Source organism: Variovorax sp. Root434 (genome assembly GCF_001426595.1).
Lineage (GTDB): Bacteria > Pseudomonadota > Gammaproteobacteria > Burkholderiales > Burkholderiaceae_C > Variovorax.
In genome coordinates, this window is the sequence record NZ_LMEK01000028.1 from 66262 (window position 1) to 87764 (window position 21503).

Consider the following 21503-nt stretch of genomic DNA (forward strand, 5'->3'; position numbering starts at 1 on the left):
CCTGGTCCTCGCCTGAGTCGAAACGGATGGCTTGCGTGTTTTGAGTATCCTGCATTTCACGGGGCCCTCACAACGCCGCTTCCTTGCTTACCAACTGAAACTACTTGTGTTTATCCATCTGATCGTCATCGGTTGGTTGTATGTCGCCCTGATGATGGCGGTGGCCGAGGCCACCAACACCACAGGCACGGTGCTGGGCGCCATCTTCACATTTCTTTTGTACGGATTGGTGCCGGTGGCACTGGTGGTTTACCTGATGGGCACTCCCGGTCGCCGCCGCGCAATGAGGCAACGCGAGGCCGAGGCACAGGAAGCCGCCCGGCGTGCCGCAGCCGAGAAAGCGGCGGCGCCGGCCGCAGGCTCAGGCCTTCTTCCAGACCAGGGCGGCGAAGCGGCCGCTGACGCTGTCCCGCCGGTGCGAAAAGAACCTTGAGGGATTGGCGACGGTGCACCAGCCGTCGCTCCCGTCGTTGCCATGGACGGCCTCGATACCCACTGCGCGCAACCGCTGGCGCGCCAGTGCGGGCAGGTCGGCCAGCCATTTCCCGGCGGCAGCCGCGGGCCTGAAGCAGGAGGCCGCTTCGGGCGCATGTGCCTCGAAGGCAGCCCTGACCTCGGGGCCGACCTCGAAGGCCCTGGGCCCGATGCACGGGCCCAGCCAGGCGATGACGCGGGCCGCGCCATCGGCCTCGAAGGCCTTGGCGGTCTGTTCGAGCACCCCGCCCGCAAGCCCGCGCCAGCCGGCATGCGCGGCCGCCACGCGGTGGCCCGCTTCATCGGTGAAAAGCACGGGCAGGCAATCGGCCACCATGATCGTGCAGGCCAGGCCGTCGGCAGTGGCCGTGCAGGCATCGCCAACGGTGCCGTCGCGCACCGCGTCCTGTGCGGCGTCGAGCGAGACGACGCCGGTGCCGTGCACCTGCTGCAAGAAGACCGGACGCGCTGCGATAGCCGCGCGCAAGCGGTTCCGGTTCTCCGCTACATGCGCGGGCTCGTCGCCCACGTGGTCGCCGAGGTTCAGGCTCTCATAGCGCCCCTGCGAAACCCCGCCGTCGCGCGTGGTGCACACGGCCCGCACGTTCGGCGGCGCGGGCCAGTCGGGTACGAGCCAGTGCTCGTTCATAGAGCTCAGGCTTCCGCGTCGGGCGCCTGCGAGGGCTGAGCGCGCTGGAACGCGTCGAGATCCATGCAGGCCTCGAAGGCGGCCATGGTGCGCGGCAGGCCGCTGAAGTCGCAGTCGAAGCGGCGGCCGTTGAAAATCTGCGGCACCAGGCAGCAGTCGGCCATGGTGGGCGTGTTGCCCCAGCAATAGATGCCGGCGGGGTGCTGCGCAAGCTGGCGTTCGAAGGCCAGCATGCCGTCGCGCACCCAGTGGCGGTACCAGGCGTTCTTGGCCGCGTCGTCGAGCTTCAGCTCTTTCACGAGGTACTTGAGCACGCGCAGGTTGTTGAGCGGATGGATCTCGCAGGCGATCGACTGCGACAGTGCGCGCACGTGGGCGCGGCCCACCGGATCGGTCGGCAGCAGCGCCGGCTCGGGGTGCACTTCGTCGAGGTATTCGATGATGGCCATCGATTGCGAGAAACGCTCGCCCTCGTCCTCCAGCAGGGGCACCAGCATGTCGGCCGAGATGGCGGAGTAAGGGCCGGTGCGGTGATCGCCGCGCGCGATGTGCACGGGGATGTACTCGTAATCGAGGCCCTTCAGGTTGAGGGCGATGCGCACGCGGAACGAGGAGGAGGAACGGAAGTAGTTGTGCAGCTTCATGATTCCCCAAGCATAGCGCTCCGTCACGGGCGCGGCATGGCCCTGCAGCGCGCCGTCCCGGCCGGCTTCTATTGTGGACCTCCCGCCTCTGGCACACTGCCGGTCTCCCGCTTAGGTTTCGCTGAAAAAGGACACGTCGCAATGGCTTCCGAGTTCATCTTCGCCCCGCCCGCCACCGTCTCGGTGCCGGTGGCCGGCCAGCCCGCCCGCTTCCCGGTGCACCGCATCTACTGCGTGGGCCGCAACTACGAAGATCACGCCAAGGAAATGGGCTTTACCGGCCGTGAGCCGCCCTTCTTCTTCATGAAGCCGGCCGATGCGCTGGTGGTGGTCGACGCGGGCCAGACCGGCACCATGGCCTACCCCTCGCTCACGAAGAACCTGCATCACGAGATCGAGCTGGTCGTGGCCATCGGCACGGGTGGCAAGAACATCCCGGCGGCCGATGCGCACAAGCACATCTACGGCTACGCCGTCGGCCTCGACATGACGCGCCGCGACCTGCAGAACGACATGAAGAAACAGGGCCGTCCCTGGGACATCGGCAAGAGCTTCGAGCAGAGCGCGCCCATCGGCCCGATCGTGCCCGTGGCGCAGGCCGGCAATGCGGAAAAGGCCGAGATCTCCCTGCAGGTGAACGGCACCGACCGCCAGCGCAGCAACGTGGGCAAGCTGATCTGGAACGTGGCCGAAACCATCGAGCACCTGTCGGCGGCGTGGGAGCTGCAGCCCGGCGACCTGATCTTCACGGGCACGCCCGAAGGCGTGGCCGCGGTGGTGGCCGGAGACACGCTCGTGGGCGAAGTCGCGGGCCTGCCCAAGCTGACCGTCAAGATCGCCTGAAGACGGCAGCCGGTTCCATGCTCCTGCGCGTACCCATCAAGCATTGCAAGAACTGCGGCACCGCGGTGGTCTACCGCGTGCCGGACGACGGCGACACCAAGCAGCGCGCCGTCTGCCCGGCCTGCCACACCATCCACTACGAGAACCCGCTGAACGTGGTGGGCACCATCCCGGTCCTGGGCGACAAGGTGTTGCTGTGCAAGCGCAACATCGAACCGCGCTGGGGCAAGTGGACGCTGCCGGCCGGCTTCATGGAGCTCGAGGAAACCACCGCCCAGGGCGCGGCCCGCGAGACCGACGAAGAGGCCGGCGCCAACTACGTGATGGAAGGTCTGTTCTCCGTCATCAGCGTGGTGCGCGTGGGCCAGGTGCACATGTTCTACCGGGCCCGGTTGCTCGACGACAGGTTCGACCCAGGCCACGAGACCATCGAGGCCAGGCTCTTCGCCGAAGAGGAGATTCCCTGGGACGAGATCGCCTTTCGCACCGTGCGCGAGACGCTCGAGCACTATTTCGAGGACCGGCGCCGCGGCAGCTTCGACCGCGTCCACACGTTCGACATCGTCTGAACCCGCAGCGCCCCATGACACTTCGCTCCACCCTGCTTCGCGCCGCGATCGGCCTCGGATTCATCCTGGCCGCGACGGCGCAGGCGGAAACCGTGGGCGATGTCGACACCGCCTTCAAGCTCATCGGCCCGGACCACAAGATCGTGATCGAGGCCTACGACGACCCCAAGGTCAGCGGCGTGACGTGCTACGTCTCGCGCGCCAAGACCGGCGGGCTGGCCGGCGCCTTCGGCGTGGCCGAGGACAAGGCCGAGGCCTCCATCGCCTGCCGCCAGGTCGGCCCGGTGAGCATCACGCAGCCGCTGCCCAAGCGCGAGGAGGTCTACAGCGAGCGGCTGTCGGTGCTCTTCAAGCGCCTGCGCGTGGTGCGCATGGTCGACCCGAAGCGCAACACACTGGTCTACCTGACCTACTCCGACCTGCTGATCGACGGTTCGCCCAAGAACAGCGTGACGGCGGTGCCCATCGACCGCGGCACACCGATCCCGCTCAAGTAGCGCCCGGGGCCGATGGCCCCTTCACAGCCGGTTGCTCTTTCGCGGGGCGCCGTCGCAGCAGTTTGCTAGCATCGCCCGCGTGGCCTCCCCCCGCGGGCCGCGGCGAGCCAGATCGCCGGAACCCTCCGCAACGAAACCGTTCCAACACAGCGCCATGCATCTTCAGACTTTTGTTTCCCGTATCGCCGCCCTGGCCCTGGTTGCCGCGAGCCTCGCGGCCTGTACCACCACCGACCTCAACGCGCCGCGGCCAGGCCCCTCGGTCACTCCCCCCGTGCAGAGACCCACCGCGATGTTCGTGCGCCCCGCCACCGGCGCGACGCTGGCGCGCTTCGACGGCGTGCGCACCAAGGGCATCGACATCGCCGGCAACCTGGGCGATCCGGTCGTCGCCTCGGCCGACGGCCGCGTGGTGTACGTGGGCGGCGAACTGCCGGCCTACGGCAACATGATCATCGTCAAGCACAACGAGACCTTCCTCACCGCCTACGCGCACCTGCAGACCATCCTGGTGAAAGAGAACCAGGTGGTCCGACAGGGCGAGAAGATCGGCGAGATGGGCAAGAGCAACGCCGACCGCGTGAAGCTGCGCTTCGAGATCCGCAAGAACGGCACCGCCGTGAACCCCGAGCCTTATCTCAACGGATTGCTTCAGCAATGACAGGCGGCGCCCGGCGCCCATGAAAAAAGCCCCTCGCGGGGCTTTTTTGCTTTCAGGGCGCGTCATGCCGAAGCCCTGGCCTCGCCGGCTAGAGCAGGCTCTCGGGCACCAGCGGCGCCAGCAACTCCAGCTTCCAGCGCGACCAGAAATCCGTTTCGGGCTCCTGGTGCAGGATGGTGTCGGCCGCGTCCCCCGTGGCCGGGCTCACCCACTCGATGGCGCCCGTCGGTCCCAGCTGCAGCTGATACGCGCCGTCCAGCCGGATGAAGCCGATCAGGCTGGTGAGCTGTTGGGCGATCTGCGGGCTGAAGATGAAGATGCCGACCTCGGTGTTGTGCAGCATCGAACGCGGATCGAAGTTCATCGAGCCGATGAACACGATCTTGCGGTCGATCACCGCCGACTTGCCGTGCAGCCGGCCGCTGGCCGAGCCGTACATGCCGAAGCGCTTGGTCTGCTCCACCCGCTTGGGGCTCAGTTCGTACAGCTCGACGCCCAGGCGCAGCATCTCCTCGCGGTAGCGGCGGTAGCCGATGTGCACCAGCGACTCGTCGGTGGCCGCCAGCGAGTTGGTGACGATGCTGTAGGCCACGCCGTTGCCGCGCACGAGGCGGATCGTTTCCATGCCGCCGCGGCCCGGAATAAGGTAAGGCGTGGTCTGCATGATCTCGTTCTCGGCGCCGCGCAGGTAGCGCCGCACGTTGTAGAGCACGCTGTCCTTCGATTCGTCGGCGGGCAGGCCGCGCGCTTCGTCCGTCGGCGCGAGCGCCTTGGCCGGCGCGTCGGCGTAGGCCTCGGCGCGCGCCCAGACCAGCTTGAGCGCGCCCGCGTCCAGGTCCTTGGCCAGCGGGTTGTTGCCCAGCAGGTCGGTGGAGGCGGGCTCCTCGGGGTGCAGCTGCTCGGGGCCGGTGGTCAGTTTGTCGAAGCGCTCGCGCAGCTGCTGCGGCGTTTCGCCCGTGGCGGGCACCAGCGATTCGATGGGGTAGACGTATGGGCTGCTCCAGTACATGTCGAACAGCGACGACAGCCTGGGCACCACGGCGCCGGCCACCAGCGTGTCGATGTCGATGAAGTTCGAGCCTCCGTCGCGCAGGAAATACTCGTTGGCCATGTTGCGCCCGCCCATGACGCCGATGACGTTGTCCACCACATAGAGCTTGTTGTGCATGCGGCGATGCACGCGGTCGAAGTCCAGTATCGACCAGGCCCAGCGCGTGCCGAAGCGGCCGCGCCCCGCGGGGAACGGGTTGAAGAACCGCACCTCGACGTTCGGATGCGAGGCGAAGCTGGCGAACAGCGGATCGGCGCCGGCCGTGTAGAGGTCGTCCACCAGCAGCCGCACGCGCACGCCGCGGTCGGCCGCATCGCGCAGGGCGCGCAGCAGGTAGCGGCCGGTCTCGTCGTTCTGCACGAGGTAGTACTGCACGTCGATGGAGCGCTGCGCGCGGCGTGCGAGCTCGATGCGCGCGTGCAGCGAAAACTGTGGCATGGGCAGCAGCCTGAATCCGCTCAGCGGCTCGCCGGGCGGGGCGGCCGCCTGCACGAGGCGGCCCAGTATGGTGTCCGCACCATCGCTGATTGCCACGGAGGGTTTGCGCTGCACGTCGGCAGGCAGTCCGGCGCAGCCGGCCATGCACAGCGCAACGATGCCAAGCAGCAGCCACGCCAGCCACCGGGCGCACGGTTCGTCGGCAGCCCGACAGGGGAAATTCGGCATGAAAAAGAGAGGTGGGTTGGAGCGTGGATCGAAAAGCTCGCGGTTTCTACCACGCGCCTGCCCAACGTGCTGCGCCGCCGATCGCGTTCGGGTTCAATGCCCGCGCGTCGGCTCCCATTGCCTGACGAAGTGATCCGCCCGCAGCGTGGCCCGCTCTACCGCCGCATCCCACGACAGCTGCTGGGTGATCACCAGGGCACAGCGCGGAATGCCGCCCAGGCTCAGCTCGCAGATGCCGGCGTAGGTGCCGCTGGGGGTGCGCATGAGCTCGATCCAACCCGTCCAGCCTTCTGGAACGCTGAGAGCGACTCGAGCGCTGGCCATGATCAATACACCCTACCCCTTTTGTAACGCAGTGCCAAGAATTGAAACCCTAAGCACTACAAATGTCCGACAGGCGGAGACTAAAGGCAGCACTGTCGAACAGCATCCCTCGAATATGGGGGCCGGCACATACCTCCGCTTTTCAGCAAAGATCGAGTGCATGAACACAAAGACGATTTCCGCAGCGGGCGGGCCGGCCACCCTCGCACTGTTCGACGACCCGCCGCGCGAGGGGCGCGAACGGCTCGGGCCCGGGGCCTTCGTGCTGCCCGGCTTCGCCCTGCCCTTCGTCGATGCGCTCCTGCCGGCCATCGAGGGGCTGGCGGAACGCGCGCCGTTCCGCCACCTCGTCACGCCCGGCGGCTTCACCATGTCCGTCGCGCTGACCAACTGCGGCGCCCTGGGCTGGACCAGCGACCGGCGCGGCTACCGCTACAGCGCCACCGATCCCGACACCGGCAAGCCGTGGCCCGCCATGCCCGAGCCATTCACGCGGCTGGCGCGCGAGGCGGCCTCGGCAGCCGGTTTCGACGGCTTCGCGCCCGACGCCTGCCTTGTCAACCGCTATGCGCCCGGCGCACGCCTGTCGCTGCACCAGGACAAGGACGAGCGCGACTACGGCGCCCCCATCGTCTCGGTGTCGCTCGGCATGCCCGCCGTGTTTCTGTTCGGTGGACTGGCGCGTGGCGACAAGGCGGTGCGCATTCCTCTGATGCATGGCGACGTGGTGGTCTGGGGCGGCGAAGACCGGCTGCGCTACCACGGCGTGCTGCCGTTGAAGGACGAACCGCATCCGCTGCTGGGCGCGATCCGCATCAACCTCACATTCCGCAAGGCGGGGTGACATGCATGCAGGCGACCGGCAAGACAGCAGAGGCACCGATGAGCTTGCTCGCGCACTTCGTACCGTCGTGCTGATGGAGGCCGGCCACGTGCTCGACCGTGGTCCGCGTGACAGGTGCTGGCGCGGCAGCCTCTGCTGCAGCGCACGACCGCGCCAGCCTAGGGCAGGTTCTCCCTGAAGATCACCTGGCTGCGCGTGGTCTCCACGCCGCTGAGCGCTTCGCGCTTGTCGCGCAGGTTGGTGAAGATGCGCACGCAGTTCATCAGCGTGGTGTGCGGGCTCTGCGTGATTACCGCGTCCATGCTGCCGTCGATCAGCAGCGCGCGCGTGTCGGGCGTGAGCCCATGGCCGATGAACACCACCTTCTGCTCGCGCCCCGCCTCCTTCAGCGCACGCGCCACGCCGTCGGATGCGCCGCCGATGTTGTAGATGCCGCCCATGTCGGGATGCTGCTCCAGCAGAGCGCGCGTCTGGCGATGGTTCTTGTCGGCGTCGTCCTGGCCTTCGCGCAGGCCCACCACTTCCAGCCGCGGAAACATCTCTTCGATGACGTGCAGGAAGCCGGCCTCGCGCTCCTCGTGCGCCTTGTAGCTCAGGCTGCCTGCAATGAGTGCGACCTTCGCGGCACGCGCGCCGATGAAGCGGCCGATGAGATAGCCCGCCGTGCGCCCGGCCGCACGGTTGTCCAGCCCCACGAAGGCCACTCGCTCCGAGTTCGACAGGTCCGAGATCAGCGTGACCACCGGCAGCCCGCGCGCCGCCAGCGCCGCCACCGCTTCGCGCACCGCGGGGTGCTCCAGCGCCATCATCGCGATGCCGTCGCAGCGCTGGCCATGGCGCCGCAGCGCTTCCGCCAACTCGTGCGGATTGAAGCTCTCGATGAACACCGTGCGGCACTGCACGTTGAACGGCGCCCAGTGCTCCTGCGAATAGCCCACCATGTCGCCCAGCATGCGGATGAAGCGGTTGGTGCCGGCCGGCAGCAGGAACACCAGCCTGAGAGGCGGCGGCGTGAGCGCGGCATAGAGCTCGGGGCCCGGCAGGTAGTCGAGCTCGCCCGCGGCCTTGAGCACGCGCTGCACCGTGGCATCGCGCACGCCGGGCCGGCGGTTAAGCACGCGGTCGACGGTGGCGGTCGACACCTGCGCCGCAAGGGCGATGTCGACCACGCGTGCACGGCGCGCATCCGCAGGTGCGGAAGAAGGCGAAGGGTTATCCCGCATACATCAAAAACCATCAATCTTAGGTTTGACCCGGATCATGCCTGCTTTTATCTTCGATGGACCCCGAATACAAGGATGCATCAAATTGCATCAATCGCTTCACGGAGACAAGACATGACATCGCTGACCCGCCGCAGTGCCCTGCGCACGCTTTCCGCCCTTCCCGCTGCCGGCATCGCCGCGGCGCTGCCGCGCATCGCGCGCGCCGCGGAGTTCTCGTACAAGTACGGCAACAACCTGCCGCTGACGCATCCGCTGAACATCCGCGCGCAGGAGGCGGTCGACCGCATCGCCAGGGAAACCCAGGGCCGGGTCGAAATCAAGATCTTCCCCAACAACCAGCTGGGCGGCGACACCGACATGCTCGCGCAGGTGCGCTCGGGTGGCATCGAGTTCTTCACGCCCTCGGCGCTGGTCATCGCCACGCTGGTGCCGGTGGCCGCCATCAACGCCGTGGGCTTCGCGTTCAACGACTACGCCCAGGTGTGGGGCGCGATGGACGGCAAGCTCGGCGCGCACGTGCGCGGCGCCATCGCCAAGTCCCGCCTCTACGCCTTCGAGAAGATGTGGGACAACGGCTTTCGCCAGACCACCAGCAGCAAGGCCGCGGTCACGAATGCCAAGGACATGGACGGCCTGAAGATCCGCGTGCCCGTGAGCCCGCTGTCGATCTCGATGTTCAAGGGCCTCGGCGCCGCGCCCGCGAGCCTGCAGTTCAGCGAGGTGTATTCAGCGCTGCAGACCAAGATCGTGGACGCACAGGAGAACCCGTTGCCCATCATCCAGGTGGCCAAGCTGTTCGAGGTGCAGAAGTTCTGCTCGCTCACCAACCACATCTGGGACGGCTACTGGTTCGTTGCCAACGGCCGCGCCTGGGACGCCCTGCCCGACGACCTCAAGACCATCGTGGCGCGCGCCATCAACGACGCCGGCATGCAGCAGCGCGAAGACATCAGGAAGCTCAACGAGTCGGTAGTCGGCGACCTGCAGGCCAAGGGCCTGAGCATCAACCGCCCGGCGGCCGACAGCTTTCGCGCCAAGCTGCGCGAGTCGGGCTTCTACGGCGAATGGAAGGGCCGCTTCGGCCCCGAGGCCTGGGCGCTGCTCGAAGGCGCGGTCGGCAAGCTGGCCTGATCGTCCATGGTGCACGAATCCACTTTCGAGGCGGCGCCGTTCGCGGGCGCCGGGCCGTCCGCCAATGCGCTGAGCGGCCTGGCCGGGCGCGCCGACCGCGTGCTCGGCGGCGCCGTCGAGGCCGTGGCCGCTCTGCTGGTGCTGGCCGAGATCTGCGTGCTGTTCGCGGGCGTGGTGTCACGCTATGTGTTCCATGCGCCGCTGGTGTGGTCGGACGAACTCGCGTCCATCCTGTTCCTGTGGCTCTCGATGCTGGGCGCCGTGGTGGCGCTGCGGCGCGGCGAGCACATGCGCATGACGGCGCTGCTGCAGAAAGTGCGGCCATCGACGCGCGCCATGCTCGACGCCTTCGCCATCGCGGCGTCGGTCGCGTTCCTGGTGCTGATCATCTGGCCGTCTATCGACTACGCGCACGAGGAGTCGTTCATCGTCACGCCCGCACTCGAGGTCAGCAACGCATGGCGCGCAGCGGCCATCCCGGCCGGCGTCGGCATCATGCTGGCGATGGCGCTGCTGCGCCTCGTGCGGGTGTGCACGGGCCGGCAGATCGCGGTCGCGGTGCTCGGCATGGGCACGCTGGTGGCGGCCTTCTGGCTCGCGGCGCCGCTGTTCGCGACGCTCGGCAAGTTCAATCTCGTCATCTTCTTCGTGGTGGTGGTCGCGGCCACGGTGCTCTCGGGCGTGCCGATCGCGTTCTCGTTCGCGCTCGCCACCTTCGGCTACCTCGCGCTCACCACGCGCACGCCGCTGCTGGTGATGGTGGGCCGGCTCGACGAGGGCATGTCGCACCTGATCCTGCTCGCGGTGCCGCTCTTCATCTTCCTGGGGGCGCTCATCGAGATGACGGGCATGGCGCGCGCCATGATCCAGTTTCTTGCGAGCCTGCTGGGCCACGTGCGCGGGGGCCTCTCTTACGTGCTGATCGGCGCCATGTACCTGGTGTCGGGCATCTCGGGCTCCAAGATCGCCGACATGGCGGCCATCGCGCCAGTGCTGTTCCCGGAGATGGTCAAGCGCGGCGCGAAGCCCGGCGACCTGGTGGCGCTGCTGTCGGCCACCGGCGCGCAGACCGAAACCATTCCGCCGTCGATCGTGCTGATCACCATCGGCTCGGTCACGGGCATCTCGATTGCCGCGCTGTTCACGGGCGGCCTGCTGCCGGCCGTGGTTCTGGGCGCCGCGCTGTGCGCTGTGGTGTGGTGGCGCTACCGGCGCGAAGACCTGAGCGGCGTGCAGCGCCACAGCAAGCGCGAAATCGGCAAGCTGCTGCTGGTCGCGCTGCCGGCCGTGCTGCTGCCCTTCGTGATCCGCGCCGCCGTGGTCGAGGGCGTGGCCACCGCCACAGAGGTGTCGACCATCGGCATCGTCTACTCGGCCATCGTCGGGCTGGTGGTGTACCGGCAGTTCGACTGGAAGCGGCTCAAGCCGATGCTGATCGACACCGCGTCGCTCTCGGGCGCGATCATCTTCATCGTTGGCTGCGCCACGGCCATGGCCTGGGGCCTTACGCAGTCGGGCTTCTCGCAGGACCTGGCGCGCGTGATGGGCGCCCTGCCCGGCGGCGCCTACGGCTTCCTGGCCGTGTCGATCGTGGCCTTCATCGTGCTGGGCAGCGTGCTCGAAGGGATTCCGGCCATAGTGCTGTTCGGGCCGCTGCTGTTTCCCATTGCCAAGGCGGCGGGCCTGCACGAGGTGCACTACGCGATGGTCGTCATCTTCGCGATGGGCATCGGCCTGTTCGCGCCGCCTTTCGGCGTGGGCTACTACGGCGCCTGCGCGGTGAGCAAAGTCAATCCCGACGAGGGCATCAGGCACATCTGGGGCTACATCGGCGCGATGCTGGTCGGCCTGGTGATCGTCGCCGCGTTCCCGTGGTTCTCGACCGGGTTCCTGAAATTCTGAACGCAACAACACACACACATCCACGGAGCCAACCGCAATGAGTCGATTCCTCGGCGAGATCCGCCAACTGGGCTATGTCGTGCACGACATCGAGGCCGCCATGGACTACTGGAGCACCACGCTAGGCGTGGGCCCCTGGTTCTACAACCCCAGGGTGCCTATCCGGAACTACCGCTACAACGGCGAGGCGCACGAGCCGCACAACTCGGTGGCGCTGGCCAATTCGGGCTACGTGCAGGTCGAACTGATCCAGACGCGCAACGACGTGCCCTCGATGTACCGCGACTTCCTCCAGGCTGGCCGCACCGGGCTGCAGCACGTGGCCTACTGGACCGCCGACTACGACGCCGACCTCGCGCGCCTCACCGCGCAGGGCTTCAGGCCCGTGATGAGCGGTGAGGTGGGCGAGCGCGGGCGCTTCATCTACTTCGACACCGAATACCATCCGGGCACCGTCATCGAGCTCTCCGAGGTGGCGGGGCCGAAGGGCAGGATGTTCGACCTGATCCGCAGCGCCTCCGAGGGCTGGGACGGCAGCGAACCGGTGCGGCCCTTTCCCGATCTGAGCAAGCTGTGAGCGCGATGACGCCCGAACGCATCCGCGCGCGCTATCTCATCGAGACGCCGCATGACCCGGCCGCCGTGGCCGAGGTGATGGCGGGCGAGCAATCGTGCGGCACCTTCACGCGCGTCGAGGGCGAGACCGATGCGCTGCGCGAACGCGCGCGCGCCACGGTCGAGGCGATCACCGAACTGGAACCGGCCGGCGTGCCTTCGCTGCCCAATGCCCTGCTCGAGCGCAAGGGCGCGAAGGGACCGTGGCGGCGCGCGCATGTCGACATCACGTTTCCGGTGGCGAACATCGGCGCCAACCTGCCGACGCTGGCCGCGACCGTGTCCGGCAACCTCTACGACCTGGGCGAGGTGACGGGCCTGCGGCTCCAATCGCTGCACCTGCCGGCCACGTACCGCGCGCAATTCGAGATGCCGCGCGTGGGCATCGCCGGCACACGCCGTGCGACCGGCGTGGCGAGCGGCGCTCTGGTTGGCACCATCATCAAGCCCAATGTGGGACTGTCCGCGAACGAGACCGCCGAGCTGGTCGCAAGGCTCTGCGCCGCGGGCGTCGACTTCATCAAGGACGACGAAGTCTGCGCCGACCCCGCGCACGCGCCGCTCGCCAAACGCGTGCCCGCCGTCATGGCCGTGGTGCGCGCGCACCAAGAGCGCACTGGCAAGCATGTGATGGTGGCCTTCAACATTACCGACGAAACCGATGCGATGAAGCGGCATGCCGACCTCGTCGAACGCGAAGGCGGCTCGTGCGTCATGGCCAGCCTGAACTGGTGCGGGCACTCGGGCATGCAGACGCTGCGCCGCCACACCGGCCTCGCGCTGCACGGCCACCGCAACGGCTACGGCGCGCTGTCGCGGCATCCCCTGCTGGGCATTTCATTCCAGGCCTACCAGACGCTCTGGCGACTGGCGGGCGTGGACCACATGCACGTGCACGGGTTGCAGGGCAAGTTCTCGCAGCCCGACAGCGAAGTCATCGAGTCGGCGCGCGACTGCTTCACGCCACTGGCCGATGCTGCGGACGACCGCGTGATGCCGGCGTTTTCCTCCGGCCAGTGGGCCGGCACCGTGCCCTCCACGTGGCAGGCCATCGGCAGCGACGACCTGCTCTTCATGGCCGGCGGCGGCATCCTTGCGCATCCCGGCGGCGCCGCCGCGGGCGTCACGAGCATCCGGCAGGCCTGGTCGGCCGCTCGCGCCGGCGTGCCGCTCGCGGATGCCGCCAGGGAGCAGCCCGAGTTGGCCGGCTCGCTCGCCTTCTTCGGCAAGCCATGAGGCCGGCTCCGGCGGTCGTCTACTACGGCGACGATTTCACCGGCGCGACCGACACCCTCGGCACCGCGGCGCGCGCGGGGCTGCGCGCACTGCTGTTCCTGAAGACGCCGGATGAGGCCCGGCTCGCACGTGCGGGCGCCCTTGACGTGCTCGGCATCGCGGGCGCCGCACGCGCCATGACGCCCGAGGAGATGCAGGCCGAGCTGCGACCGGTGGAGGCGCTGTTTCGCTCGCTCGGTGCGCGCGTGCTGCACTACAAGACCTGCTCGACCTTCGACAGCGCGCCGCACATCGGCTCCATCGGCGCGGCGGTGCGCTTGCTGCGCGCCGCCGTCGAGCAGCCGTGGACCGCGATTGTCGGCGGGCAGCCCAACCTCGGTCGCTACTGCCTCTTCGGCAACCTCTTCGCGGCAGCGGGCAACGGCGGCGAGGTCTTCCGCATCGACCGTCATCCGACGATGAGCCGGCACCCTGTGACGCCGATGGACGAGGCGGATCTGCGAATGCATCTTGCGAAGCAAGGGCTGGCGGATGTGCGCTGCATGCCGTTCACGGCGGCATCGCGCGGCAGCGACGCGCTCGACACGGCGCTGCGGCAGGCACTGCACTCGCCGCCCGCGGACGCCGTGCTCTTCGACGTGGTGGATGCGTCGCAACTTGGGGCCATCGGCGATGTGTTGTGGGCGCGTGCGCAAGAGTCGACCTTGCTCGCAGTGGGGCCGAGCAGCGTGGTGGACGCGCTGTCGACGGCCATGCCTCCTTCGCGCGAAGAACTGCAACGGCGACGCAACGGTGCACGGGTTGCGCAAATGAGCCTGACGCCGGCATCAGGCCCTGTGCTGGTGCTGGCGGGAAGCCTGTCGCCCGTGAGCGCGCGCCAGGTCGCGGCAGCCGTTTCGTTCGATACCGTATGGCTCGACGCCCCGAGGCTGGCGCAGCGCGACGATGCCACCTTGACTGGCCACGCCGATGCGATCGCCGGAAGCCTCGCACGCGGGCGCAACGTGTTGGCCTGCACCCGCACGCCCGGCACCATGCCGTCAGGTGGCGGGCTGGACGCGCAAGCCCTCGCACGCGCCGGCGGGGACCTGCTGGCGAAGGTGCTTGCCGCAACGCCGCTGAGGCGCATCGGCATCGCGGGCGGCGACACCTCCAGCCACGCCGTGCAGGCGCTCGACGCGTGGGGCCTTTCCTACATCGCCGACATGGGCGCGGGCGCATCGCTGTGCAGAGTCCACAGCGACGACGCGAAGCTCGATGGCATGGAGATCATGCTGAAAGGCGGACAGATGGGGACGGACGATGTGCTCGAGCGGCTGGTGCACGGCGGCATCGCCTGAACCAGGGGACGCGCAAATTAACATTTAGGTGTTCATATTGGTTTGATCAAAGTTCTGCGAGCGTGGACGTCTGCGCCCACGCGTTGTCACCGGAGCCCTGCGCCGCAACAACCGTCGCCAACGACCTACAGACAAGTCCCCCCCGCCACGCCATGTTTCAAGCCATGACACACCCCATCGAACTCACCATCGTGGAGCCGCTGCCGGGCGCCTTTGTCTGGCAGTTGCTCGAAACCGACGACGCAGGTGCGCACCCGCGCGTGCTGCGCAGGGCTTACGACGCCGCGGAAAGTTATGAACTGGCGCTCTCGGCCGGCCAGCGCGCGCTGCAAAGCGAGATCCGGCACCGCGCGCCTGCCGGCCGCGGTTGAGTGGAACGCTACGCCTTCCAGCCCTGGGGCTCAGGCGTGCAATGCGAAGTCGTCGACCGTGAGCGTGATGGTGCCGTGCTGCCCCGCTTGGGCTTGGTAGCGGGCGATCGCCACGGGCTCGATGACATGGAAGTACCGCTTGCACGTTTCCAGCAGGCCATCGCCCATTTCGCGTGCGCCGAATTCGTCGTGCAGGGTTTCCTCTGAAATCTGCGCGACGACGCGCGGCCCGCCAGGGCCTTCGGGGTAGAAGGCAAATCGCACGCTCGCCGTGTCGAAGCAATAGATGCCTTCGAAGTTCATCTCTGGTGTCTCCTTGTGAAGCGGCGGCGATTGGACGCGTGCGCAGCGGCGATAAGGAGCGGAAATCAGCGCATCTCCGTGCAGGACATTTCCTACAAACAAGAGGGAGCGCGCTTGCATCCGGAAACGGTTCCGGCCTCTGTTGCGCAGCGTCGATGCAGCGAAGATCAGGCCTCCAATTTCCTCGCTCACGGAGCATCTGATTCGATGATGACCACCACGATCACGCGCCCTGCACTTCGATGCGCCGCTGCCTCCGCCCTCGCCGCCTCGCTCCTGCTGGGCGCCTGCACCGGCACCAGCGAGGCCCAGCGCCAGGCCACCGCCAGCACGCCGCCGCCCACCGATTGCACCGCTTGGGTCGGTGTCGACCGCAACGCCATGATGGGCGGCTACCTGCTGCCGCAAGGCCAGAAAAACAGCACAGGCACCAAGGTCTGTGTGCCGGTACTGGCGACGGCCAACCGCGCGCCCGCCGGCTATGCGGGCGGCGACTATCACATCGGCGAATTCACCGACGACAAGCTCAAGGCCCGCTGGCGCGCCTGCAAGGAAGACCCGGCCTGCTTCAAGCGCGTCGACGCGCAGATGCAGCGCTGGCTGCCGCCCAACAAGGAGCGCGCCACGCGCTCGACCGGCGTGGTCGACCCTTCCGGCAAGATCGATCCGGACGGCCAGGTCGACCTGAAGCAGATCCGCCGGCCCGCGTTCTTCGCCAAGGCGCCGTACCGCGAGGGCATCGCCGAGGCCGACGCCCGCACCTACATCGTCGAATTCACCGCGCCGCGCGACACCTTCGAGCGCATCGACCTCAAGATGACCGGCGACATCAAGCTGCGCGGCTGGTACATCGAAGGCGCCGGCGTCGATGACGGCAAGGGCAGGAAGGTGCGCGCGCTGGCCATCATGGCGCCGGGCGGCGGCGGGCAGCTCACGGCCATCCAGCATCCGGACGAAGCTGCGTACCGCATCGACGAGAAGACCGGCAAGACCGTGCCCATCAGTTTTCCCAACGCGACCACCGAGACCATGGGCCAGCGCTGGTGGCGCGAGAACCTGTACGCGCTCAACCAGGCCGGGTTCGACGTGCTGGCCTACGACCGGCGCGGCGAAGGGCTGTCGGGCGGCTTCAGCGACACCAACACGCTGGAGCAAGGCGAGGACGTGTTTCGCGCGCTCGCCGCGCTGGACACCGGGCGCGGCCTGCGCATCCTCACGCCGAAGGGCGAGGTGCTCGAAGGCAACGCCACCCGGGGCCGGCTGCTGGCGGGCATGGCGTCGAGCGAGATTCCGCTGGTGCTCGGCGGCTATTCGCGCGGTTCGATGTCCACTGCGTGGGCCATGACCCGCAACTACGTGGCGCAGTGCAGTTTCGACATGCCCGAGCCCAACTGCACGCCGCCCAAGGGCCTGCGGAACATCCGCGGCGCGATATTGCTGTCGTCGTTCGCCAGCGGCGCGGGCTACGTGGGCGATTCGCCCGACCTGGCCGACCGCAACCTGTTTTTGGGCGGCATGGCGGCCGAGCATCACATCGTGTTCTATCCGAACTCGTCCACGCTCGCGGGCATGGACCGCTGGCCGGCGGCCTTCTTCGGCAAGGGCCTGTGGGACCGCGCGGAAACGCTCGAAGGCACGGTGGCCGCCTACAACCGCATCCGCGGCGTGAAGGAGATCGTGCTGGCGCGCGGGCCGCATTCGATCGAGACCTGGCCCGCCTCCGACCAGGCCTACCTGCGCGAGCGCATGGTGGTGTTCGCGAAGGCGGTGATCGTCGGCGGGCGCACCATCCCGGGCGCTCGGCCCTGGAAGGACTTCAAGTCGCTGGTCGCGACCACGCCGGACTCGTGGGAGCCGTCGTCGCGGCCCAAGGCGCCCTGAGCCGCCATCGCCCCCCGCTTGCCGGGGCGCCCGCAGCGGCCGGGTTGAAAACCTCCGGCACGCCGCCACCTCCTCTGGGATCCAGGCGACTGAAAGAGGTGCTCCATGGGCGCGCGCGACGAATTCATTCTTGACTCCTACTCGGCCACCGTCACGCGGGTGGCGCACACCGCCAGCGCGGCAGTCGCGCACATCAAGGTCCGCAAGGCCGCTCAGCGCGGCAACGCAGCCTCCCACGGCAGCGGCTCGGGCTTCCTGTTCACGCCCGACGGCTTCTCGCTCACCAATGCCCACGTGGTCGAGGGCGCGAGCGAGTTGCGCGCGGCGTTCGCCGACGGCACCGAAAGCATCGCGCGCCTGGTCGGGCTGGACGCCTCGACCGACATCGCAGTGCTGCGCATCGAGTCGCACCCGGGGGCTTTCCTGCCGCTGGGCAGCTCGGCCACCCTGCAGCCCGGCCAACTGGCCGTGGCGGTCGGCAACCCGCTCGGCTTCGACTTCACCGTGACCGCGGGCATCGTGAGTGCGCTGGGGCGCAGCCTGCCGGCGCGCGGCGGCCGGATGATCGAGGACGTGATCCAGACCGACGTGGCCCTCAACCCCGGCAACTCGGGCGGCCCGCTGCTCGACAGCGCGGCGCAGGTGATCGGCGTGAACACGGCGGTGATCCCTTCGGCGCAAGGCCTGAGCTTCGCGGTGGCCATCGACACCGCGCGCTGGGTGGCCGGCGAGCTGATGCGCCATGGCGCGGTGCGCCGCGGCAAGCTGGGCGTGCAGTGCGCGGCTGTGGCGCTGCCCAGGCGCTGGGTGCGCGAGAACGAATGGCCCGTGGCCACCGGCGTGCGCGTCGTCGAGGTGGCGGCAGGCTCGGCCGCGGCGCGCGACGGGCTGCGCAGCGGCGACATCCTCGTCGGATGCGACGGGATACCGCTTGCCCAGCTGTCCGACCTGCTCAAGCGGCTGGCGGGCGAAGGGTACGGGCGGCCGCTGCTGCTCAAGCTGCTGCGGCCGGTGGCCGGCACGCTGACGCCGTTCTACATGACGGTATCGCCGGCAGGCTGAAATGAAGACCGGCCGACGCAACGACAATAGCTGCCTGCAGTGAAGCCCCCGTCCAGGAGAAAACCTTGTCCACCGTCACCATCACCCCTCAAGTCAAAGCCGGCAACGACGCCCCCTTCGTTCTCTTCGGCGGCGTCAACGTTCTCGAATCGAAGGACCTGGCGCTGCGCTCCGCCGAGGAGTACGTGCGCGTCACGCAGAAGCTGGGCATTCCCTACGTCTTCAAGGGCAGCTTCGACAAGGCCAACCGCTCTTCCATCCACTCCTACCGCGGCCCCGGCCTGGATGAAGGACTGAAGATCCTGCAGGCCGTGAAAGACAGCTTCGGTGTTCCCGTGCTGACCGACGTGCACGAGATCGCGCAGGCGGCGCCTGTCGCGGAAGTGGTCGACGTGCTGCAGCTGCCCGCCTTCCTCGCGCGCCAGACCGACCTCGTGGTGGCGCTGGCCAGGACCGGCCGCGTCATCAACATCAAGAAGCCGCAGTTCCTCAGCCCGTCGCAGATGCTCAACATCGTCGAGAAATTCAAGGAGGCCGGCAACGACAAGCTCATCCTGTGCGACCGCGGCACCTGCTTCGGCTACGACAACCTCGTGGTCGACATGCTGGGTTTCGGCGTCATGAAGAGGGTCACGCAGAACCTGCCCGTCATCTTCGACGTGACCCATGCGCTGCAGCAGCGCGAAGCCGGCGCCGCCGCATCGGGCGGCCGCCGCGAACAGGTGGCCGACCTGGCGCGCGCCGGCATGGCGGTCGGCCTGGCCGGCCTTTTCCTCGAAGCCCACCCGGACCCCGCGCAGGCCAAGTGCGACGGCCCGAGCGCGCTGCCGCTGGACAAGCTCGAACCCTTCCTGGCGCAGATCAAGGCGCTGGACGATCTGGTCAAGTCGTTCGCGCCCCTGAATATCTGAAGAGCCAATCTTGTCATCCAAAGTCTCCCGCATTGCCCTGTCGGCTTCGGCCGCCGCCATCGGCGGCATCGCGGCGTACTGGACCCTCCTCGCGACGCGCCAGGGGCACATCCTGTTCAACGCCCGCAAGCTCCCCGTCGTCCACCTGTCGGACGACTTCTCCACCTACTCCCACACCGTGCCGGGCGGGATGGTCCGCGGGTATGTCTACCACCCCCAGGGTGAAGACTCGCTGCAGGACCTGTTCGTCTATTTCGCCGGCCGCGGCGAGGACGTGCGCGCCACCGCGCAGATGCTGCACTGGCTGCCCAAGGGCTTCGGCTTCGCCGCGATCAACTACCGCGGCGTAGCCGACTCGCAGGGCCATCCATCCGAGATTGCCTCGGTGGAGGACGCGGCCCAGTTCGCCAACCACCTGCGCCGCGCCTTTCCGCAGGCGCGCCTGCACGTCGTCGGCCGCAGCCTGGGAACTGGCGTTGCCATCCAGCTCGTGGCGCTGCAGGACTTCGAGAGCCTGCAGTTGGTGACGCCCTACGACTCGATGCTGGAGATTGCGAAGAAGCGGTTCCCGCTCGTGCCGCTGTCGCTGTTGCTGCGGCACCAGTTCAACTCGCTGGAGCACTCCAAGGAGGTCGCCGCGAAAACCCAGGTGCTGCTGGCGGAGCACGACGACGTTGTCGTGCCCGAGCGCTCGCAAAAGCTCATCGCCGCATGGCCCACGCCGATCAGCGTGCAGACGGTTCCGGGGTCGAACCATCACAGCATCATGGGGCTCGAAGCGACCTGGCTTCATCTCATCGACTTTGCGTTGACGGCGATTCTTCCGGAGCCGAAGGCGGCTTAGGGCCTGTAGGCCCGGCTTTCCTACACGTACTTCAAAAGAATCCTCGCGAGAGCTTCGGGGGCCAGCCGCGGAACATCGTGTGCGCAGTCGAGGCGATGCGTGGCCCATTCAGGGTCCAGCCGCAGGCGTTCGTACAGCTCGACGAACGGGCTTCCTTCCCATCCACACGCGGCGATGAAGGCTTTGCTTCGGACGTTGCGCCAGTTGCCGGTCAACTTGATCGCCTGCAGGAAGGTAGCGATCGGATGGGGACGGCATCGCCTGTCGAGATGGGCCGGCGGCGCGCAAGTCAATCCATCCGCAGCCGCGCCCGCTATGAAACGCTCCCGGTAGCTCGGCGTGGCGAGCGCCCAGACCGATGCACCGTTGTCCGGCACATAGGCATCGGCGTAAACGATGGCCTTGATGCGCGACGGCTCCTTGTCCGCCGCGCCGGTGATGACCATTCCCCCATACGAATGACCGACAAGAACGGCACTCGCATCGCGCCCGCGAACCGCTTGGACCACCTCGTCGATATGACTGTCGAGATTGGCGCCATCCGCGGGCTCGTCGCCCAGCCCCGAGAGAGTGAGCGCCTGGACTTCATGGCCTGCGCCTGACAGTGCATTGCCGACAGCTTCGAATGCCCAGGCTCCGTGCCAACCACCTGGCACCAAAACGAATCTTGTCATCCAGTTTGCCCTCTCGATTACGGCTGCCACGCAGGCATGGAGCCATCGGCCGCAGCATGTTCGCAGTGCACTCATTTTTGCTTGGGCGATCGCGTTCCCGCAAATTGGTGTCGATGGCCCTGGTCCGAACGGGACGAGAAGGAGCGCCACCGCCGTGCTGTCAGAATTGCCGCCCGCCCAGCTTCCGGACTTCTCGCCGCGACCTCCGCCCACCGGAGCGGCAACAAGGACAACCGCATGCACGTCGAATTGGTCCCCGAATCCCGGCACGAGTCATTGATAGATCTGCTCTGCGAGCTGCATGCCTTCTACAACGAAGGATCTGCAGTTTCCCGGGAGCTCGTGAGAGAACACCTCCTCGGAAACCTCCTGGCCACCGGGTCGTCCCAGCGCCTGGCCGTGGCTTCGAGCGAAGACGGCGCGGTGCTCGGCCTGGCAGCCATCGCACTGGTTTATTCGCTGGTCGATTTCACGCCCGACAAGCGCAAGCATTGCCAGATGAAAGAGCTCTATGTGCGGTCGTCGCATAGAAGCCGTGGAATCGGCAAGGCGCTCATGTCGTGGGTGGCCCGGTACGCGGTCGAGAACGGTTGCTGCCGCATCGACTGGCCCGTGAAGGCATCGAACGCCCGGGGAATCTCCTTCTACGAGAGCCTCGGTGCCGAGCTGGTTGCCGAAAGGCTCGCCTACAGGCTCTCCGAGCCCTCGTTGAGCCGGCTCGCCAATGCCGTCAAGTAGCACCGGCTTGCGCTGACACGTTCAATCCCGTACGCTGGCCTGGCGTC

At 67.7% G+C, this 21503-nt stretch carries 24 protein-coding genes; 17 read left to right on the forward strand and 7 right to left on the reverse strand.

Annotation, left to right across the window (positions count from 1 at the left end; genetic code table 11):
* The first annotated feature begins 106 nt into the window (after positions 1-106).
* Positions 107-433 carry a hypothetical protein gene (locus ASD05_RS29860; RefSeq protein WP_082572444.1) on the forward strand — a complete coding sequence of 109 codons (327 nt, stop codon included), beginning with the start codon at positions 107-109 and terminating at the stop codon, positions 431-433.
* Here ASD05_RS29860 and pgeF read toward each other — a convergent pair.
* Complete coding sequence (gene pgeF / locus ASD05_RS27825; protein WP_056599560.1) at positions 362-1123, reverse strand: peptidoglycan editing factor PgeF; 762 nt, start codon at positions 1121-1123, stop codon at positions 362-364. The two genes, ASD05_RS29860 and pgeF, sit on opposite strands and share 72 nt — an antisense overlap.
* Before the next feature lie 5 nt (positions 1124-1128).
* A complete protein-coding gene (gene maiA, locus ASD05_RS27830) occupies positions 1129-1767 on the reverse strand; it encodes a maleylacetoacetate isomerase (protein ID WP_056599563.1) in 639 nt (212 codons plus the stop codon).
* 141 nt (positions 1768-1908) lie between these two features.
* Between maiA and ASD05_RS27835 the strand changes: the two genes are divergently transcribed.
* From ASD05_RS27835 to ASD05_RS27850, 4 genes are all read left to right on the forward strand, one after another.
* The gene (locus ASD05_RS27835) at positions 1909-2610 is read left to right on the forward strand and encodes a fumarylacetoacetate hydrolase family protein (RefSeq protein ID WP_056599566.1); all 702 of its coding nucleotides are present in this window, start codon (positions 1909-1911) and stop codon (positions 2608-2610) included.
* Between the two features lie 17 nt (positions 2611-2627).
* Positions 2628-3179, forward strand: a complete 552-nt coding sequence (locus tag ASD05_RS27840; protein WP_056599569.1) for an NUDIX hydrolase — start codon at positions 2628-2630, stop codon at positions 3177-3179.
* 14 nt (positions 3180-3193) lie between these two features.
* Complete coding sequence (locus ASD05_RS27845; protein WP_056599572.1) at positions 3194-3676, forward strand: CreA family protein; 483 nt, start codon at positions 3194-3196, stop codon at positions 3674-3676.
* A 154-nt stretch (positions 3677-3830) separates the two neighbouring features.
* Positions 3831-4337, forward strand: coding sequence for a murein hydrolase activator EnvC family protein (locus ASD05_RS27850; protein WP_007833081.1), 507 nt, complete (start codon positions 3831-3833; stop codon positions 4335-4337).
* A gap of 88 nt (positions 4338-4425) precedes the next feature.
* Here ASD05_RS27850 and ASD05_RS27855 read toward each other — a convergent pair whose 3' ends face one another.
* Both ASD05_RS27855 and ASD05_RS27860 read right to left on the reverse strand, forming a co-directional pair.
* Entirely contained in the window at positions 4426-6054 is a 1629-nt protein-coding gene (locus tag ASD05_RS27855) for a phospholipase D family protein (RefSeq protein WP_056599575.1), read from the reverse strand.
* A 93-nt stretch (positions 6055-6147) separates the two neighbouring features.
* A complete protein-coding gene (locus ASD05_RS27860; protein WP_042673331.1) occupies positions 6148-6378 on the reverse strand; it encodes a hypothetical protein in 231 nt (76 codons plus the stop codon).
* A 160-nt stretch (positions 6379-6538) separates the two neighbouring features.
* Here ASD05_RS27860 and alkB point away from each other — a divergent pair, with 160 nt between their 5' ends.
* Positions 6539-7222: a DNA oxidative demethylase AlkB gene (gene alkB, locus ASD05_RS27865; protein ID WP_056599578.1), complete on the forward strand. Its 684-nt coding sequence runs from the start codon at positions 6539-6541 to the stop codon at positions 7220-7222.
* A gap of 158 nt (positions 7223-7380) precedes the next feature.
* Here the strand turns inward: alkB and ASD05_RS27870 are convergent, their stop codons facing one another.
* Positions 7381-8445 (reverse strand): LacI family DNA-binding transcriptional regulator, encoded by a 1065-nt coding sequence (locus ASD05_RS27870; RefSeq protein ID WP_056599581.1) that lies wholly within the window; start codon positions 8443-8445, stop codon positions 7381-7383.
* Between the two features lie 114 nt (positions 8446-8559).
* Here ASD05_RS27870 and ASD05_RS27875 point away from each other — a divergent pair, with 114 nt between their 5' ends.
* The 6 genes from ASD05_RS27875 to ASD05_RS27900 all read left to right on the forward strand — a co-directional run bounded on the left by ASD05_RS27875 (position 8560) and on the right by ASD05_RS27900 (position 15043).
* The gene (locus ASD05_RS27875) at positions 8560-9579 is read left to right on the forward strand and encodes a TRAP transporter substrate-binding protein (RefSeq protein ID WP_056599585.1); all 1020 of its coding nucleotides are present in this window, start codon (positions 8560-8562) and stop codon (positions 9577-9579) included.
* Positions 9580-9585: 6 nt separating this feature from the next.
* Positions 9586-11481, forward strand: a complete 1896-nt coding sequence (locus ASD05_RS27880) for a TRAP transporter large permease subunit (RefSeq protein ID WP_082572446.1) — start codon at positions 9586-9588, stop codon at positions 11479-11481.
* Between the two features lie 37 nt (positions 11482-11518).
* A complete protein-coding gene (locus tag ASD05_RS27885) occupies positions 11519-12058 on the forward strand; it encodes a VOC family protein (RefSeq protein ID WP_056599589.1) in 540 nt (179 codons plus the stop codon).
* A 5-nt stretch (positions 12059-12063) separates the two neighbouring features.
* Positions 12064-13332 carry a ribulose-bisphosphate carboxylase large subunit family protein gene (locus ASD05_RS27890; RefSeq protein ID WP_056599592.1) on the forward strand — a complete coding sequence of 423 codons (1269 nt, stop codon included), beginning with the start codon at positions 12064-12066 and terminating at the stop codon, positions 13330-13332.
* The gene (locus tag ASD05_RS27895) at positions 13329-14672 is read left to right on the forward strand and encodes a four-carbon acid sugar kinase family protein (RefSeq protein WP_056599595.1); all 1344 of its coding nucleotides are present in this window, start codon (positions 13329-13331) and stop codon (positions 14670-14672) included. Before ASD05_RS27890 ends, ASD05_RS27895 begins: the two co-directional genes overlap by 4 nt.
* A gap of 164 nt (positions 14673-14836) precedes the next feature.
* Entirely contained in the window at positions 14837-15043 is a 207-nt protein-coding gene (locus tag ASD05_RS27900) for a hypothetical protein (protein WP_200955512.1), read from the forward strand.
* A gap of 30 nt (positions 15044-15073) precedes the next feature.
* On the opposite strand, the gene ASD05_RS30885 is transcribed toward ASD05_RS27900, so the two are convergent.
* On the reverse strand, positions 15074-15538 hold the full coding sequence (locus tag ASD05_RS30885) for a hypothetical protein (RefSeq protein ID WP_235508132.1): 465 nt from the start codon (positions 15536-15538) through the stop codon (positions 15074-15076).
* A 15-nt stretch (positions 15539-15553) separates the two neighbouring features.
* Between ASD05_RS30885 and ASD05_RS27910 the strand changes: the two genes are divergently transcribed.
* The 4 genes from ASD05_RS27910 (at position 15554) to ASD05_RS27925 (ending at position 20044) form a co-directional block, all read left to right on the forward strand.
* Positions 15554-17227 (forward strand): hypothetical protein, encoded by a 1674-nt coding sequence (locus tag ASD05_RS27910; protein WP_056599601.1) that lies wholly within the window; start codon positions 15554-15556, stop codon positions 17225-17227.
* Between the two features lie 105 nt (positions 17228-17332).
* Complete coding sequence (locus tag ASD05_RS27915) at positions 17333-18289, forward strand: S1C family serine protease (protein WP_056599603.1); 957 nt, start codon at positions 17333-17335, stop codon at positions 18287-18289.
* 65 nt (positions 18290-18354) lie between these two features.
* Positions 18355-19200: a 3-deoxy-8-phosphooctulonate synthase gene (kdsA, locus tag ASD05_RS27920; RefSeq protein ID WP_056599606.1), complete on the forward strand. Its 846-nt coding sequence runs from the start codon at positions 18355-18357 to the stop codon at positions 19198-19200.
* 10 nt (positions 19201-19210) lie between these two features.
* Entirely contained in the window at positions 19211-20044 is an 834-nt protein-coding gene (locus ASD05_RS27925) for an alpha/beta hydrolase (protein ID WP_235508133.1), read from the forward strand.
* A 20-nt stretch (positions 20045-20064) separates the two neighbouring features.
* On the opposite strand, the gene ASD05_RS27930 is transcribed toward ASD05_RS27925, so the two are convergent.
* Complete coding sequence (locus ASD05_RS27930) at positions 20065-20718, reverse strand: alpha/beta fold hydrolase (RefSeq protein ID WP_056599610.1); 654 nt, start codon at positions 20716-20718, stop codon at positions 20065-20067.
* A 237-nt stretch (positions 20719-20955) separates the two neighbouring features.
* Here ASD05_RS27930 and ASD05_RS27935 point away from each other — a divergent pair, with 237 nt between their 5' ends.
* Entirely contained in the window at positions 20956-21456 is a 501-nt protein-coding gene (locus tag ASD05_RS27935) for a GNAT family N-acetyltransferase (protein WP_056599613.1), read from the forward strand.
* Positions 21457-21503 lie beyond the last annotated feature (47 nt).